Origin of the sequence: Rhodopseudomonas sp. WA056 (genome assembly GCF_010906995.1) — a bacterium.
GTDB classification, from domain to species: domain Bacteria; phylum Pseudomonadota; class Alphaproteobacteria; order Rhizobiales; family Xanthobacteraceae; genus Rhodopseudomonas; species Rhodopseudomonas palustris_G.
The window spans coordinates 1-12854 of sequence record NZ_QPFS01000134.1 but is presented as its reverse complement, the minus strand read 5'-3'; the positions used below and the strand labels follow the sequence as shown (position 1 = coordinate 12854).

The window sequence follows — 12854 nt, the reverse complement described above, 5'->3', positions numbered from 1 at the left end:
GCGCTACGCGCCTCCTCACCATGAGGTTGTGCGTGTGGCAGGCGGTGCGGATCAACTCTGATTCGATGAAAAGAAGAACTGCTCTGGAGTTGTTGCGCAGCCCGCATGTCATCACGGCGAGATTCCGGGTTCGCGCGTTTCACGCGCGCCCCGGAATGACGTGGGATCAACTACCCGATCGCGATGCCGCCGCCGATGGTGCGGTTGAGCACTTGGGTGGTGCGTTCGATGCGTTCGGCGGCGCTGTTGAGCGCGGCGGCGACGGCGCGGTTGGTGGTCACCGTGCGATCCAGCGAAGCCGCACGATCGTTGCGCAGCGCTTCCACTTCCTGCTGCAGGGCGGCGATGCGGCCATGAGCGTCGAGCAGTTCGTCGGCCATCATCAATGCGGCCATCACGGTGAGCCGCGCATCGCCGATTTCGCCGAACCGGCCGCGCAGGCTCTGAATCCGCGTCTCGAGGTTCTCAGCGAGCCCGAGCAGTTGCGGTTCCTGGCCCGGCTCGCAGGCCATCCGATATTGCCGGCCGTTGATGGTGACGCTGACGTGGTTGGCTGAGCCTGCGGAGTCGCTCGAGCTCATGACTCCTCCTCGGCCGGTTGCGGGTCTCCCGCCGGGGTGTCGAGCACCTGGCGAATGGTGACGATGGCCACATCCAGCCGCTGCGCGATTTCGCGGTTGACCCGCTCAAGCTTGCGACTGCGAACCAGCGCACCGTCCAGCTCGTCCGCGAGCCGCGAGCGGTCGGCGCCGAGCGCTTGGATCCGCGACGCCAGTTCGTCCTCGTCGCGGTCGGCCTCGGCCCGGCGCTCCACCGCGCTTTCCAGCGCTTCGAGCGCCGCGGCAAGGCGACGCGCCGCGGCGACGATCTCGGCCGGCGCCTGATCGGTAGCGATGGAACCGTGGGCAGGACGATCCGTCATGCTCGTTGCGCGCCCCCTCGCAATCTCCCACACCCGAGGCCTTGCCGACCCCTAACAAAAGCCACGATTGAACAAGCCTTTAGAGCGCGAAATTTACGTGGCGAGGAAGCCGAGCGCAACGCTGCCGCTGAACTATGCACTGCAAAGCGCCCGCATTGGCGCCAGTTCCGGGACGCCGCGCTCGCTTTTGCGGTATCGGGTGCCATACCGAACTGGCTTCGGAGCCATTCGACCCCATCTGTTCTGTTCATCGCCTTGCCATGGAGGCAGGGCACGTTCCGATTCTCCCGGAACACCGGCAACTTCAATACTCAGGCGGACATCATGGCGCAGCTCGATCATTCCCGTATGGCAAACGCAATCCGGGCGCTGGCGATGGATGCGGTGGAGAAGGCCAAATCCGGCCATCCCGGGCTGCCGATGGGCGCCGCCGACGTCGCGACCGTACTGTGGGCGCAGTTCTTGAAGTTCGATGCGGCCGACCCGCACTGGCCTGATCGAGATCGCTTCATCCTCTCCGCCGGCCACGGCTCGATGCTGCTCTATGCGTTGCTGTACCTGACCGGCAACGAGGAGATGACGCTGGATCAGATCAAAAATTTCCGCCAACTCGACTCCAGGACCCCGGGCCACCCTGAGAACTGCATCACCTCCTCGGTCGAGACTACGACCGGTCCGCTGGGCCAGGGTGTGGCCTCCTCGGTCGGCACAGCGCTGGCGGAGCGGCTATTGCAGGCGGAGTTCGGCGACATCGTCGATCACTACACCTATGTGCTGTGCTCGGACGGCGACCTGATGGAAGGCGTCAGCCACGAGGCGATCGCGCTGGCCGGGCATCTCAGGCTGAGCAAGCTCATCTTCCTGTACGACGACAACGGCATCTCGATCGACGGTCCGCTGTCGCTGACCGACAATGTCGATCAGGTTGCGCGCTTCCAGGCGCACGGCTGGAATTCGTTCCGGATCGACGGCCACGACCACAAGGCGATCGCCGATGCGATCCGCAAGGCGCAGACCTCCGACCGGCCGACCATGATCGCCTGCAAGACCACGATCGGCTTCGGCGCGCCGCACAAGGCCGGCACTTCGAAGGCCCATGGCGAGCCGCTCGGCGCCGAGGAACTGGCCGGCGCCAAGAAGGCGCTCGGTTGGGATTACGGCCCGTTCGAGATCCCCGACGACGTGCTCGGTGCCTGGCGCAATGTCGGCAAGCAGGGCGCCACGGCCCGCGCCGACTGGCTGGCCCGGCTCGAGGCGCTGCCGGCGGACAAGCGCGACGATTTCAGGCGCCGGGTGATTGATCGCAAGCGGCCGGCGGCGATTGCGGATGCGATCCGCGCCCTGAAAGACAGATTGGTCACCGAGCCGCAGACCATCGCGACCCGCAAGGCCAGCGAACTGGCGCTGGAAGCGCTGACCCCGGTGGTACCGGAACTGCTGCTCGGCTCCGCCGACCTGACGCCCTCCAACAACACCCGCGTCAAACAGGCCAAGGACGTCACGCCGGACGATTTCTCGGGCCGCTACATCCACTACGGCATCCGCGAGATGGGCATGGCGGCGGCGATGAACGGCCTGGCGATGCACGGCGGCTTTGCGCCGGCGGGCGGCACCTTCATGTGCTTTGCCGACTACGCACGGCCGTCGATGCGGATCTCGGCGCTGTCGCATGTGCCCGTGGTTTACATCATGACCCACGACTCGATCGGGCTCGGCGAGGACGGCCCGACCCATCAGCCGGTCGAACACCTCGCGTCGTTGCGGGCGATGCCGAACATGCGGGTATTCCGCCCGGCCGATGCGGTAGAGACCGCCGAATGCTGGCAGCTCGCGCTGGAGAACACCTCCGGCCCGACGGTGCTGGCGCTGTCGCGGCAGAACCTTGCCCAGGTCCGGACCGCGACCTCCGAGGCCAACCTCTGCGCCACCGGCGGCTATGAGCTGATCCGGGCGCCCGGCAAGCCGCAGGTGTCGATCTTCGCCACCGGCTCCGAGGTCGAAATCGCCGTTGCGGCGCAGAAACTTCTGGAGGTGCAGGGCATCGCGGCCCGGGTGGTCTCGGTGCCGTCACTCGACCTGCTGCTGGCCCAGGACGAAGCCACTCGGGCCGGAATCATCGGCGACGCGCCGGTCAAGGTTGCGGTCGAAGCGGCGGTGCGGTTCGGCTGGGACGCGGTCATCGGCCCGGACGGCGGCTTTGTCGGGATGTCGAGTTTCGGCGCCAGTGCCCCGGCGAAAGAACTCTACAAACATTTCGGCATCACCGCGGAAGCGGTGGCCGACGCCGCCAGGCAGCGGATCAGCGCCTAATTTCGCGCCTGTCGCGAGCAGCGACTAAGGATCGCGCAAACCGTCCGACGTGGCGCACCCCACCGCCGATGCGTGCGCCGCCTACGGTAAGGCTTTGATCTGAATCACAAACGAGCGGATTGCAACTGCTCGGCATTTTGGGCATGACACCGCACAAGTACGGAGGACCACTCCGTCGCAACAATTGAGTATCATTAGCACGAGGAGAAATTGGATGGCAGTCCGGGTCGCGATCAATGGGTTTGGCCGTATCGGCCGCAACGTTCTGCGGGCGATCTACGAGTCCGGTCGTAAGGATATCGAAGTCGTCGCGATCAACGATCTCGGCCCGGTCGAAACCAACGCCCATCTGCTCCGCTTCGACTCCGTCCACGGCCGCTTCCCGTTCGAGGTCAAGGTCGACGGCGACACCATCGACATCGGCCGCGGCAAGATCAAGGTGACGGCGATCAAGGACCCGTCGGCGCTGCCCTACAAGGACATCGGCGTCGACATCGCGATGGAGTGCACCGGCATCTTCACCGCGCGCGACAAAGCTGCCGCGCTGCTGACCGCCGGTGCCAAGCGCGTCCTCGTCTCGGCCCCGTCGGACGGCGCCGACGCGACCATCGTGTACGGCGTCAACCACGCGACCCTGTCCAAGGACCACATGGTGGTGTCGAACGGCTCGTGCACCACCAATTGCCTGGCCCCGGTCGCCAAGGTGCTGAACGACACCGTCGGCATCGAGACCGGCTTCATGACCACGATCCACGCCTACACCGGCGACCAGCCGACGCTGGACACCATGCACAAGGATCTCTACCGCGCCCGCGCTGCGGCGATGTCGATGATCCCGACCTCGACCGGCGCCGCCAAGGCGATCGGCCTGGTGCTGCCGGAGCTGAAGGGCAAGCTCGACGGCGTCGCGATCCGCGTGCCGACCCCGAACGTCTCGGTGGTCGACCTCAAGATCATCGCCAAGAAGGCCACCACCAAGGAAGAGATCAACGAGGCGATCAAGCGCGCCGCCGAGCAGGAGCTGAAGGGCATTCTCGGCACCACCGACGCGCCGAACGTCTCGATCGACTTCAACCACGATCCGCACTCGTCCACCTTCCACATGGACCAGACCAAGGTGCAGAACGGCACGCTGGTTCGGGTGATGTCGTGGTACGACAACGAATGGGGCTTCTCCAACCGCATGGCCGACACCGCCGTGGCGATGAGCAAGCTGATCTGACGACCTGATACTTGTGAACTCATGGTTCGAGACGCGGGCTTTCGCCCGGTCTCACCATGAGGACTTTGTCTGGCGCGAGGAGCTCGTCTCCTCGCCGCTTTGGAAACCTCATCCTGAGGAGCCGAGCGCAGCGAGGCGTCTCGAAGGATGGGCCCCACACACAGGGTTCATCATGACCAAATCATTCCGTACCCTCGACGATGTCGACGTCAAAGGCCAACGCGTGCTGCTGCGCGTCGATCTCAACGTGCCGATGGATTCCGGCAAGGTGACCGACACCACCCGGCTGGAGCGTGTCGCGCCGACCATCACCGAGATCGCCGGCAAGGGCGGCAAGGTGATCCTGCTGGCGCATTTCGGCCGGCCGAAGGGCCGCGACGACAAGAACTCGCTGAAGCCGGTGGCTGCCGCGCTCGCCGACGTCATCAAGAAGCCGGTAGGCTTCGCCGAGGACTGCGTCGGCGAGCCGGCGGCGAAGGCGATTGCCGCGATGGCGGACGGCGATATCCTCTGCCTGGAGAACACCCGCTTTCATCCCGAGGAAGAGAAGAACGACCCGGCGTTCGTCGAAAAGCTCGCAGAACTCGGCGACATCTGGGTCAACGACGCGTTCTCGGCCGCGCATCGCGCCCACGCCTCGACCGAGGGCCTCGGCCACAAGCTGCCGGCCTATGCGGGCCGCACCATGCAGGCCGAGCTCGACGCGCTGAACAAGGCGCTGGAAGCGCCGGCAAAGCCGGTGATCGCGATCGTCGGCGGCGCCAAGGTGTCGAGCAAGATCGATCTCTTGGAAAACCTGGTCACCAAGGTGCAGGCGCTGGTGATCGGCGGCGGCATGGCCAACACCTTCCTGCACGCCCAGGGCGTCAAGGTCGGCAAGTCGCTTTGCGAAAAGGATCTGGCGGAAACCGCGCTGCGGATCATGAACAAGGCCGAGGCCGCCAACTGCGCCATCATCCTCCCCGTGGACGCCACCGTGGCGTATCACTTCGAGGCCAACGCGCCGTCGTTCGCCTATGGGCTCGACGCAATCCCGCCGGACAGCATGATCCTCGACGTCGGCCCGCGCTCGATCGAGCGCATCCACGCCGCGATCGACGACGCCGCCACCCTGGTGTGGAACGGGCCGGTCGGCGCGTTCGAACTGACGCCGTTCGACAAGGGCACGGTCGAAGCCGCCAAGCATGCCGCCAAGCGGACCAAGGCCGGCAAACTGGTGTCGGTCGCCGGCGGCGGCGACACCGTCGCGGCGCTCAACCACGCCGGCGTTGCCGACGACTTCACCTACATCTCGACCGCCGGCGGCGCCTTCCTGGAGTGGATGGAAGGCAAGCCGCTGCCGGGCGTGGAAGTGCTGCGGGTCAAGTGATCCCTACCGCCGGCGCCCCGCGCGGCGCCGGCTTGCGACCGCCTCCACCGGAGCCTATCTTGCGTTACATGTAACGCTCCGGAGGGAGGCTTCGCATGGACAAGAAGGTCGATAAGCCTGCCAAGAGCAAGCGCCCTGCCGCTGCCGGTGGAGCATCCGAGCCCCGCAGCACGGGTGCCGAACGCGTTCGCCGTCACCGCGAAAAGATGAGGGCCATGGGCCTGAAGCCGGTCACCCTCTGGGTTCCGGACGTCGACACGCCCGAATTTCAAGAACAGATCGCCCGCGCGGTCGAAGTCATCAATGCCGACGAAGAGAGCCTTCGTGTGCTTGAAGGGATGCTGGAACTCGGCGACTTCAGCGACTGGCAATGACTTATGGAGATCTTATCACCGTTTCGCTGCGTGGCGATTACGGCAAGCCCCGGCCGGCTTTGATCGTCCAGTCGAATAGATATGCTCACCTCAATTCGGTCACCGTGCTCCCGCTCACGAGCCATCTAACCGACAGCGAGCCATGCCGCGTCATCATCGAACCATCCTCGATAAACGGCCTGCGTGAGCGATCCATGGTGATGGTCGACAAGGCCGCGACGGTCGCGCGCGAAAAGACTGGCCCGGTGATCGGTTCCCTCTCCAACGACGACATGGCCGCGGTCAATCGTGCCCTCGCCATCTTCCTCGGCATTGTCTAAGACGCTGTCCGAACGGCTTCCCGAACCAACAAGAACAGCCAAAGGAGAGACGCGATGAACCTCGCTGACTTGAACCAGATCGCTCGCGCCATGGTCGCGCCCGGCAAGGGCATTCTCGCCGCCGACGAGTCGTCGGGGACGATCAAGAAGCGGTTCGACGTGATCGGGGTGGAGTCGACCGAGACCAACCGCCGCGACTATCGCGAGATGCTGTTCCGCTCCAAGGAAGCGATGAGCGACTACGTCTCCGGCGTGATCCTGTACGACGAGACGATCTGGCAGAACGCCGCCGACGGCACCCCGCTGGTGAAGCTGATCGAGCAGGCCGGCAGCATTCCCGGCATCAAGGTCGACGAGGGCACCCAGCCGCTGCCGAACTGCCCGGGCGAGACCATCACGGTCGGCCTCGACAAGCTCGCCGAGCGGCTCGCCAAATACTACAAGCAGGGCGCCCGCTTCGCGAAATGGCGCGCGGTGATCGATATCGACACCGCCCGCGGCGTGCCGACCCACACCGCGATCATGACCAACGCCCACGCGCTGGCGCGCTACGCGGCGCTGTGCCAGCAGGCGCAGATCGTGCCGATCGTCGAGCCCGAGGTGCTGATGGACGGCGCCCACGACATCGACACCTGCTACAACGTCACCGAATGGGTGCTGAAGGAAACCTTCCAGCAACTCTACTTCCAGCGCGTCGCCCTCGAAGGCATGATCCTGAAGCCGAACATGGCGGTGCCCGGCAAGAAATCGGCTAAGAAGGCGTCGGTGCAGGAAGTCGCCGAGAAGACCGTGAAGCTGCTGAAGGCCTGCGTGCCGTCGGCGGTTCCGGGCATCGCCTTCCTGTCCGGCGGCCAGTCGGACGAAGAAGCGACGGCGCATCTCGATGCCATGAACAAGATCGGCGGCCTGCCCTGGGGCCTCACCTTCTCGTACGGCCGTGCCCTGCAGGCCGCGCCGCAGAAGGCGTGGTCGGGCAAGGCCGACAACGTCGCGGCCGGTCAGGCCGCATTCACGCACCGGGCCCGGATGAACTCGCTCGCCGCCAAGGGCGAGTGGAGCGCCGAGCTCGAAACCAAGAAGGCCGCCTGAGCCGCAATGAACGCCAAGCCTGCCCCATCGCGTCCGGCGCCGCGCCTGTATCTGGCGACGCCGGTGATCGCCGATCCCGCCCACCTAGTCGCGGCCCTGCCGAAGCTGCTCGCCGCGGCCGATGTCGCGGCAGTGCTGCTGCGGCTGGAGCCGTCCGATCCGCGGACCCTGACGTCGCGGATCAAGGCGGTGGCGCTGGTGGTGCAGGCAGGCGGCGCGGCGCTGCTGGTCGAGGGCCACGCCGATCTGGTGGCGCGCGGCGGCGCCGATGGGGCGCATCTGTCCGGCCTCCAGGCGATGCAGGAATGGCTACCGCAATTGCAGCCGTCCCGCATCGCCGGGGTCGGCGGACTGGAAACCCGCCATGATTCGATGATCGCCGGCGAAGCCGGAGCCGACTACGTGCTGTTCGGCGAGCCCGGCGCCGACGGAACCCGGCCTTCGGCCGAGGCGATTGCCGAGCGCCTGGACTGGTGGGCAGAATTGTTCGAGCCGCCTTGCGTCGGCTATGCGACCAGCCGCGACGACGTCCATCAATTCGCCACAGCGGGTGCCGATTTCGTGCTGGTGGGCGACTTCATCTGGAGCGCCGACGATCCCACGGCCGCGCTGGCGGACGCCGGCGAAGCGCTGCGCCAAGGCTTCGCCGCCGCCCCCCGGCAATGACACATTGGATTCGATGATGAAGGCGCTGCGCGCGTTCGCGATTGTTGCGGCTTCGTTGCTGCTTGCCACCGGCGCAGCGGCGCAAGTCTCGCTGTCGCCGCCGTCCGGGCCCAACCCGTTCCCAAAGCCGCTGGAGCCGGAAAAGCCGAAGCCCAGGCCGCCGGCGCCGGCCAAGGCACCCGCCACCGAGGCGAAGGACAAGGCCAAGAAGCCGGCCGACAAACCCGACGCCAAGGCCACTCCTGAGGGTGGCGGCGCGACCGCGGCCGAAGATCCCAACGTCGATCTGGTGTACGGCGCCTATCAGCGCGGCTTCTACAAGACCGCGTTCGAGCTGGCGCAGAAGCGTGCCGCCGACAACGACGCCAAGGCCATGACCATGCTGGGCGAGCTTTACGCCAACGCCCTCGGGGTCAAGCGCGACTACAAGAAAGCCGTCGAATGGTACGCGCGCGCCGCCGATCTCGGCGATCGCGAGGGGATGTTTGCGCTGGCGATGGCCCGCATGGGCGGCCGCGGCGGTCCGCCGAACCGCGAAGAAGCCGCCAAATGGCTGGCGCAGGCCGCCAAGCTCGGCGAGCCGAAGGCTGCCTACAATCTGGCGCTGCTGTATCTCGACGGCCAGACCTTCCCGCAGGACGTCAAGCGCGCCGCCGAGTTGCTCAGGATGTCTGCCGACGCCGGCAATCCGGAAGCCCAGTACGCGCTCGCGACCTTCTATAAGGAAGGTACCGGGGTGGCTAAGAACATCGAACAGTCGGTGCGGCTGCTGCAGGCCGCCGCGCTCGCCGGCAACGTCCCGGCCCAGGTCGAATATGCCATCGCGCTGTACAACGGCACCGGCACTCCGAAGAACGAACCGGCCGCGGTGGCGCTGCTGCGCAAGGCCGCACGCGCCAACAACCCGATCGCTCAGAACCGTCTCGCCCACGTTCTGGTCACCGGACAGGGCGCGCCGCGCGACATCAACGAGGCGATGAAATGGCATCTGGTCGCCAAGACCGCCGGTAAGGGCGATCTCTTGCTCGACCAGACACTGGCGCAGATGTCGGCCGAGGACCGCGCCAAGGCCGAAGAAGCGGCGCGCACCTGGATCGGCGGCAGCAAATGATCCGGGGTTGACGCCGCCCGCCGCAAAGGGCACCCCTTGCGGCCGCAAACTCCACACATCCCCTTCCGACCAGACCGTTTTCAGGTCGTCACGAGACCAGACCATGATCCATTCCGCCCTCATCAACGTCATGGTCAAGGCCGCGCGCCGCGCCGGCCGCAGCCTCAAGCGCGACTTCGGCGAGATCGAGAATCTCCAGGTCTCGCTGAAGGGCCCGGCGAACTTCGTGTCACGCGCCGACAAGCGGGCCGAGGAGATGCTGTACGAGGATCTGACGAAGGCGCGGCCGGGCTACGGCTTCCTCGGCGAAGAAGGCGGCACGCGCGAAGGCGCCGACAAGAGCCATCGCTGGATCGTCGACCCGCTCGACGGCACCACCAACTTCCTGCACGGCATCCCGCACTTTGCGATTTCGATCGGTCTCGAGCGCGAGGGGACGATGATCGCAGGCCTGATCTACAATCCGGCCAATGAGGAGCTGTACATCGCCGAGCGCGGCAAGGGCGCGTTCCTCAACGATACGCGGCTGCGCGTCGCCAATCGCCGCGAACTCCACGACTGTGTGATCGGCTGCGGCCTGCCGCATATCGGCCGCGGCGACTTCGCGCAGAACCAGCGCGAGATGGCGGCGCTGCAGCCGAAGGTCGCGGGCCTGCGCCGCATGGGCACCGCCTCACTCGATCTCGCCGCAGTCGCGGCCGGCCGGTTCGACGGCTTCTGGGAGCGCAACCTGTCGCCCTGGGACATCGCGGCCGGCATCGTGATGATCCGCGAGGCCGGCGGCACCGTCGGCGACATCAACGGCGGCGACGTGCTCAAGACCGGCGACATTGTGTGCGGCAACGAGACCATCCACGCCGAACTCGCGCGGATCCTGAAGCCGCTGACCTGAAGCGCTGAGCAGACGCTGATCGCAAACGGCTACCCCTGAACGGTCGATATCGCCGGGCTCGACCCGGCGATCCATCTTCTTCACATGATGCTGTTGAGCGCGCTGACGCACACGATGGATGCGCGGGCCTTCGCCGCGCCGAAGGGGCTGCGGCCCCGCAGGCGGGTCAAGTCCAAGCATGACGTGGAAGCGCGGTGCTCCGCATTGCCACACCAAGGGTCGTCATCGCCCGCGCAGGCGGGCGATCCAGTATTCCAGAGCTTTGCTTCACGGATCAGCGCACCGCCGTACTGGACCCTCCGCTTGCGCGGAGGGTGACGGTTATTTGTGCCGCGAGGCGCCGAACCTCAACTAGTCCGCGTGCTTACGCCGCCGGCACGATCCGCCGGACGTCACCGCTGTCGGTGACGAACGCCGCACCCGGCTTGGAGAACAGGAAGCCGTTGGACTTCTTCAGCGGGTAGAGCTGGTCGAGCTTCTGCGCGCCTTCGGCCACTGCGATCTTGCCGTCGATCACGTCGCGATACAGCTTGGCGACCGCCACCATGTCGCACTGCTGCGGCGACAGCCGCATCGAGGAGACGCCGGCGTCCTTCAGTTTGTCGATATCTCCGAGCAGGCTGGCGCAGGTGTAGGACAGCGTCTGCACGCCGTTCATCGCCAGGAACGGCTCGTCATCGAGCGTCGTCACGGCGAGACCGTCGGGGTCCTGCTCGCAGACGAATTTGCAGTTGTCCTTGGCGAGCTTGTTGAGCCGGGCGTGATAGCAGCGCGCCGAGATCGCCAGCGGCACTCGGCCGAACGAGAACACCTCGAACGACACATTGGGCAGCGACTTGGCGATGCTGCGGATCGCCGACAGCGGCAGCTCCGGCGGCAGGCAGATCCGGCTGGCGCCACGCGAGGCGAAATACGCAGCGGTCGACTCGTTGTAGATGTTCACGAACGGACCGATGGCGTGGGATTTGCCGCCGAGCATGCCGAGGCAAGAGAGGTCGTTGACCTCCATCATGAAGCCGTCGTCGGCGGCGAGCTCGGCCATCGCCTTGCGCTCGCGCGGCAGCGACATCAGCACCAGCGAGCCCATCAGCACTTTCTTGCCGGCGCCGGCAAGGCGTTCGACCACCGCCGGGATGTGCTCCTCGAGGAACGGCTGACGCTTCGAACACACCACCTCGCCGACCACGACGGTGTCGACCGGCGCTTCGTCGGCGATGCGGAAATAGAAGTCGCGCCACTCTTCCGGCTTCCAGTTGAACAGCACCGGTCCAAGCGTGAGTTGCATGGGAGTAGCCTCGCTGTGGGTGGTTCGCGAAAAAATCACTCGGCGCCGACGGGTGTCGGCGCCACGCTGTCAGCGCCAGGTCTTTTTGTAGGCGCCGGTGGTGGTGGACTGGCCTTCGGTGAGGCCGCGCAGCGCGTCGACCGGCAACGGCCGTCCGTCGTCGAGCGCAGCGAGCACGTCCTTGAAGGTCTTCACCACCCGCTCGATATAGGCTCGGCCGCGCTGGCGGCCTTCGATCTTCAACGCCGCGACGCCGGCGGCGCGGAGGTCCGGCAGCATCGTGGTGGCATCGAGACTGGCCGGGTCTTCGAACAGATAGCCGCAGCCTTCGTCGGTCTGGTAGCGGCCCTTGCACAGCGTCGGATAAGCCGCAGCCTCGCCCTTGGCGAATTTGTTGATGGTGAACTCGCCGAGCCGCGACACCAGCGACCCGTTCTCTTCGCGATACTGGATCGAGGCGGCCGGGGAGCAGACACCGTCCATGTTCGGCGACTTGCCGGTGGCGTAGGACGACAGCGAGCAGCGCCCCTCTTCCATCACGCACAGGCCGCCGAAAATGAAGACCTCGGTCTCGACCTTCACCTCTTTGGTGATTGCGGCGATTTCCTGCACGCTGAGCACGCGCGGCAGCACCACGCGCTGCGCGTTGAAGCTGTCGACATAGAACCGAATCGAATCCGGATTGGCGGCCGCCGCCTGCACCGAGACGTGCAACCGCTGCTCCGGATGGGTCTTGGCGCAATAATCCATCACGCCGACGTCGGCGAGGATCACCGCATCGGCCTCCGCTTCGACCGCATCGTCGACCGCGCGCTGCCACAGCTCGACATTGCCGGCGCGCGCGAAGGTGTTGATCGCGACCAGCACCTTGGTGCCGTAGCGATGCGCGTGTGCGATCGACTCCCGCATCTCCTCGCGGCTGAAATTCAGCCCGGGGAAGTTGCGCGCGTTGGTTTCGTCGTTGAAGCCGCAATAGATCGCATCGGCACCTGCGGCGACGGCATCGTGCAGCGCCGCCGGCGTACCAGCGGGACAGATCAGTTCCATGCTCTAACCTCCGCCTCCGACACCCAGCTCTTCGCGATAGCCGGGTTGCGCGCCGACCAGGCTGCGCAAGATCCGTTCGATCGGCGCCGCCAGCGGGCCGAACCACGCCACCGACTCTTTCAGGAAGTCGACGCGGGAATCGTCGATCGCATTGCGCAGCGCGACCACCGCTTCCATGTCGCCGTCGATTTCGATGTCGCGCGAGAAGAACAGCGCGTCGCCGTCATAGGAGCCGTCGGTCATACCG

General features: G+C 66.1%; 13 protein-coding genes and 1 pseudogene. 9 read left to right on the top strand and 5 right to left on the bottom strand.

What is annotated here, in order from left to right; genetic code table 11:
* Positions 1 to 170: 170 nt before the first annotated feature.
* Positions 171 to 581, bottom strand: coding sequence for a cell division protein ZapA (locus tag DU475_RS20335; RefSeq protein ID WP_013500891.1), 411 nt, complete (start codon positions 579 to 581; stop codon positions 171 to 173).
* Positions 578 to 922: a DUF4164 domain-containing protein gene (locus DU475_RS20330; protein ID WP_013500890.1), complete on the bottom strand. Its 345-nt coding sequence runs from the start codon at positions 920 to 922 to the stop codon at positions 578 to 580. The genes DU475_RS20335 and DU475_RS20330 overlap by 4 nt, the downstream gene beginning before the upstream one ends.
* Positions 923 to 1246: 324 nt before the next feature.
* Here DU475_RS20330 and tkt point away from each other — a divergent pair, with 324 nt between their 5' ends.
* The 9 genes from tkt (at position 1247) to DU475_RS20285 (ending at position 10275) form a co-directional block, all read left to right on the top strand.
* Complete coding sequence (gene tkt, locus DU475_RS20325) at positions 1247 to 3232, top strand: transketolase (protein WP_142881889.1); 1986 nt, start codon at positions 1247 to 1249, stop codon at positions 3230 to 3232.
* Between the two features lie 214 nt (positions 3233 to 3446).
* Positions 3447 to 4454 (top strand): type I glyceraldehyde-3-phosphate dehydrogenase, encoded by a 1008-nt coding sequence (gene gap, locus DU475_RS20320; RefSeq protein ID WP_013500888.1) that lies wholly within the window; start codon positions 3447 to 3449, stop codon positions 4452 to 4454.
* Between the two features lie 172 nt (positions 4455 to 4626).
* Positions 4627 to 5823, top strand: coding sequence for a phosphoglycerate kinase (locus DU475_RS20315; RefSeq protein WP_164633149.1), 1197 nt, complete (start codon positions 4627 to 4629; stop codon positions 5821 to 5823).
* 95 nt (positions 5824 to 5918) lie between these two features.
* Complete coding sequence (locus DU475_RS20310) at positions 5919 to 6197, top strand: antitoxin MazE family protein (protein ID WP_164633148.1); 279 nt, start codon at positions 5919 to 5921, stop codon at positions 6195 to 6197.
* A complete protein-coding gene (locus tag DU475_RS20305; protein ID WP_164633147.1) occupies positions 6194 to 6517 on the top strand; it encodes a type II toxin-antitoxin system PemK/MazF family toxin in 324 nt (107 codons plus the stop codon). The genes DU475_RS20310 and DU475_RS20305 overlap by 4 nt, the downstream gene beginning before the upstream one ends.
* Before the next feature lie 54 nt (positions 6518 to 6571).
* Positions 6572 to 7606 (top strand): class I fructose-bisphosphate aldolase, encoded by a 1035-nt coding sequence (locus DU475_RS20300; protein ID WP_164633146.1) that lies wholly within the window; start codon positions 6572 to 6574, stop codon positions 7604 to 7606.
* Between the two features lie 6 nt (positions 7607 to 7612).
* Positions 7613 to 8272 (top strand): thiamine phosphate synthase, encoded by a 660-nt coding sequence (locus DU475_RS20295; protein ID WP_164633145.1) that lies wholly within the window; start codon positions 7613 to 7615, stop codon positions 8270 to 8272.
* A 16-nt stretch (positions 8273 to 8288) separates the two neighbouring features.
* A complete protein-coding gene (locus DU475_RS20290) occupies positions 8289 to 9383 on the top strand; it encodes a tetratricopeptide repeat protein (protein ID WP_164633144.1) in 1095 nt (364 codons plus the stop codon).
* A gap of 103 nt (positions 9384 to 9486) precedes the next feature.
* On the top strand, positions 9487 to 10275 hold the full coding sequence (locus tag DU475_RS20285) for an inositol monophosphatase family protein (RefSeq protein WP_047307662.1): 789 nt from the start codon (positions 9487 to 9489) through the stop codon (positions 10273 to 10275).
* A gap of 364 nt (positions 10276 to 10639) precedes the next feature.
* Here DU475_RS20285 and DU475_RS20280 read toward each other — a convergent pair whose 3' ends face one another.
* The 3 genes and pseudogenes from DU475_RS20280 to DU475_RS20270 form a co-directional block, all read right to left on the bottom strand.
* Positions 10640 to 11560 (bottom strand): U32 family peptidase, encoded by a 921-nt coding sequence (locus tag DU475_RS20280; RefSeq protein WP_164633143.1) that lies wholly within the window; start codon positions 11558 to 11560, stop codon positions 10640 to 10642.
* Between the two features lie 69 nt (positions 11561 to 11629).
* Positions 11630 to 12607: a ubiquinone anaerobic biosynthesis protein UbiU gene (ubiU, locus tag DU475_RS20275; RefSeq protein ID WP_047307660.1), complete on the bottom strand. Its 978-nt coding sequence runs from the start codon at positions 12605 to 12607 to the stop codon at positions 11630 to 11632.
* A 3-nt stretch (positions 12608 to 12610) separates the two neighbouring features.
* Positions 12611 to 12854: pseudogene (locus tag DU475_RS20270) on the bottom strand (ubiquinone anaerobic biosynthesis accessory factor UbiT); the annotation flags it as partial.

What these genes read in the sequence shown, in the direction of transcription:
- DU475_RS20335 (WP_013500891.1), bottom strand. Translation starts at nt 581, where the DNA reads ATGAGCTCGAGCGACTCCGCAGGCTCAGCCAACCACGTCAGCGTCACC.
- DU475_RS20330 (WP_013500890.1), bottom strand. Translation starts at nt 922, where the DNA reads ATGACGGATCGTCCTGCCCACGGTTCCATCGCTACCGATCAGGCGCCG.
- tkt (WP_142881889.1), top strand. Translation starts at nt 1,247, where the DNA reads ATGGCGCAGCTCGATCATTCCCGTATGGCAAACGCAATCCGGGCGCTG.
- gap (WP_013500888.1), top strand. Translation starts at nt 3,447, where the DNA reads ATGGCAGTCCGGGTCGCGATCAATGGGTTTGGCCGTATCGGCCGCAAC.
- DU475_RS20315 (WP_164633149.1), top strand. Translation starts at nt 4,627, where the DNA reads ATGACCAAATCATTCCGTACCCTCGACGATGTCGACGTCAAAGGCCAA.
- DU475_RS20310 (WP_164633148.1), top strand. Translation starts at nt 5,919, where the DNA reads ATGGACAAGAAGGTCGATAAGCCTGCCAAGAGCAAGCGCCCTGCCGCT.
- DU475_RS20305 (WP_164633147.1), top strand. Translation starts at nt 6,194, where the DNA reads ATGACTTATGGAGATCTTATCACCGTTTCGCTGCGTGGCGATTACGGC.
- DU475_RS20300 (WP_164633146.1), top strand. Translation starts at nt 6,572, where the DNA reads ATGAACCTCGCTGACTTGAACCAGATCGCTCGCGCCATGGTCGCGCCC.
- DU475_RS20295 (WP_164633145.1), top strand. Translation starts at nt 7,613, where the DNA reads ATGAACGCCAAGCCTGCCCCATCGCGTCCGGCGCCGCGCCTGTATCTG.
- DU475_RS20290 (WP_164633144.1), top strand. Translation starts at nt 8,289, where the DNA reads ATGAAGGCGCTGCGCGCGTTCGCGATTGTTGCGGCTTCGTTGCTGCTT.
- DU475_RS20285 (WP_047307662.1), top strand. Translation starts at nt 9,487, where the DNA reads ATGATCCATTCCGCCCTCATCAACGTCATGGTCAAGGCCGCGCGCCGC.
- DU475_RS20280 (WP_164633143.1), bottom strand. Translation starts at nt 11,560, where the DNA reads ATGCAACTCACGCTTGGACCGGTGCTGTTCAACTGGAAGCCGGAAGAG.
- ubiU (WP_047307660.1), bottom strand. Translation starts at nt 12,607, where the DNA reads ATGGAACTGATCTGTCCCGCTGGTACGCCGGCGGCGCTGCACGATGCC.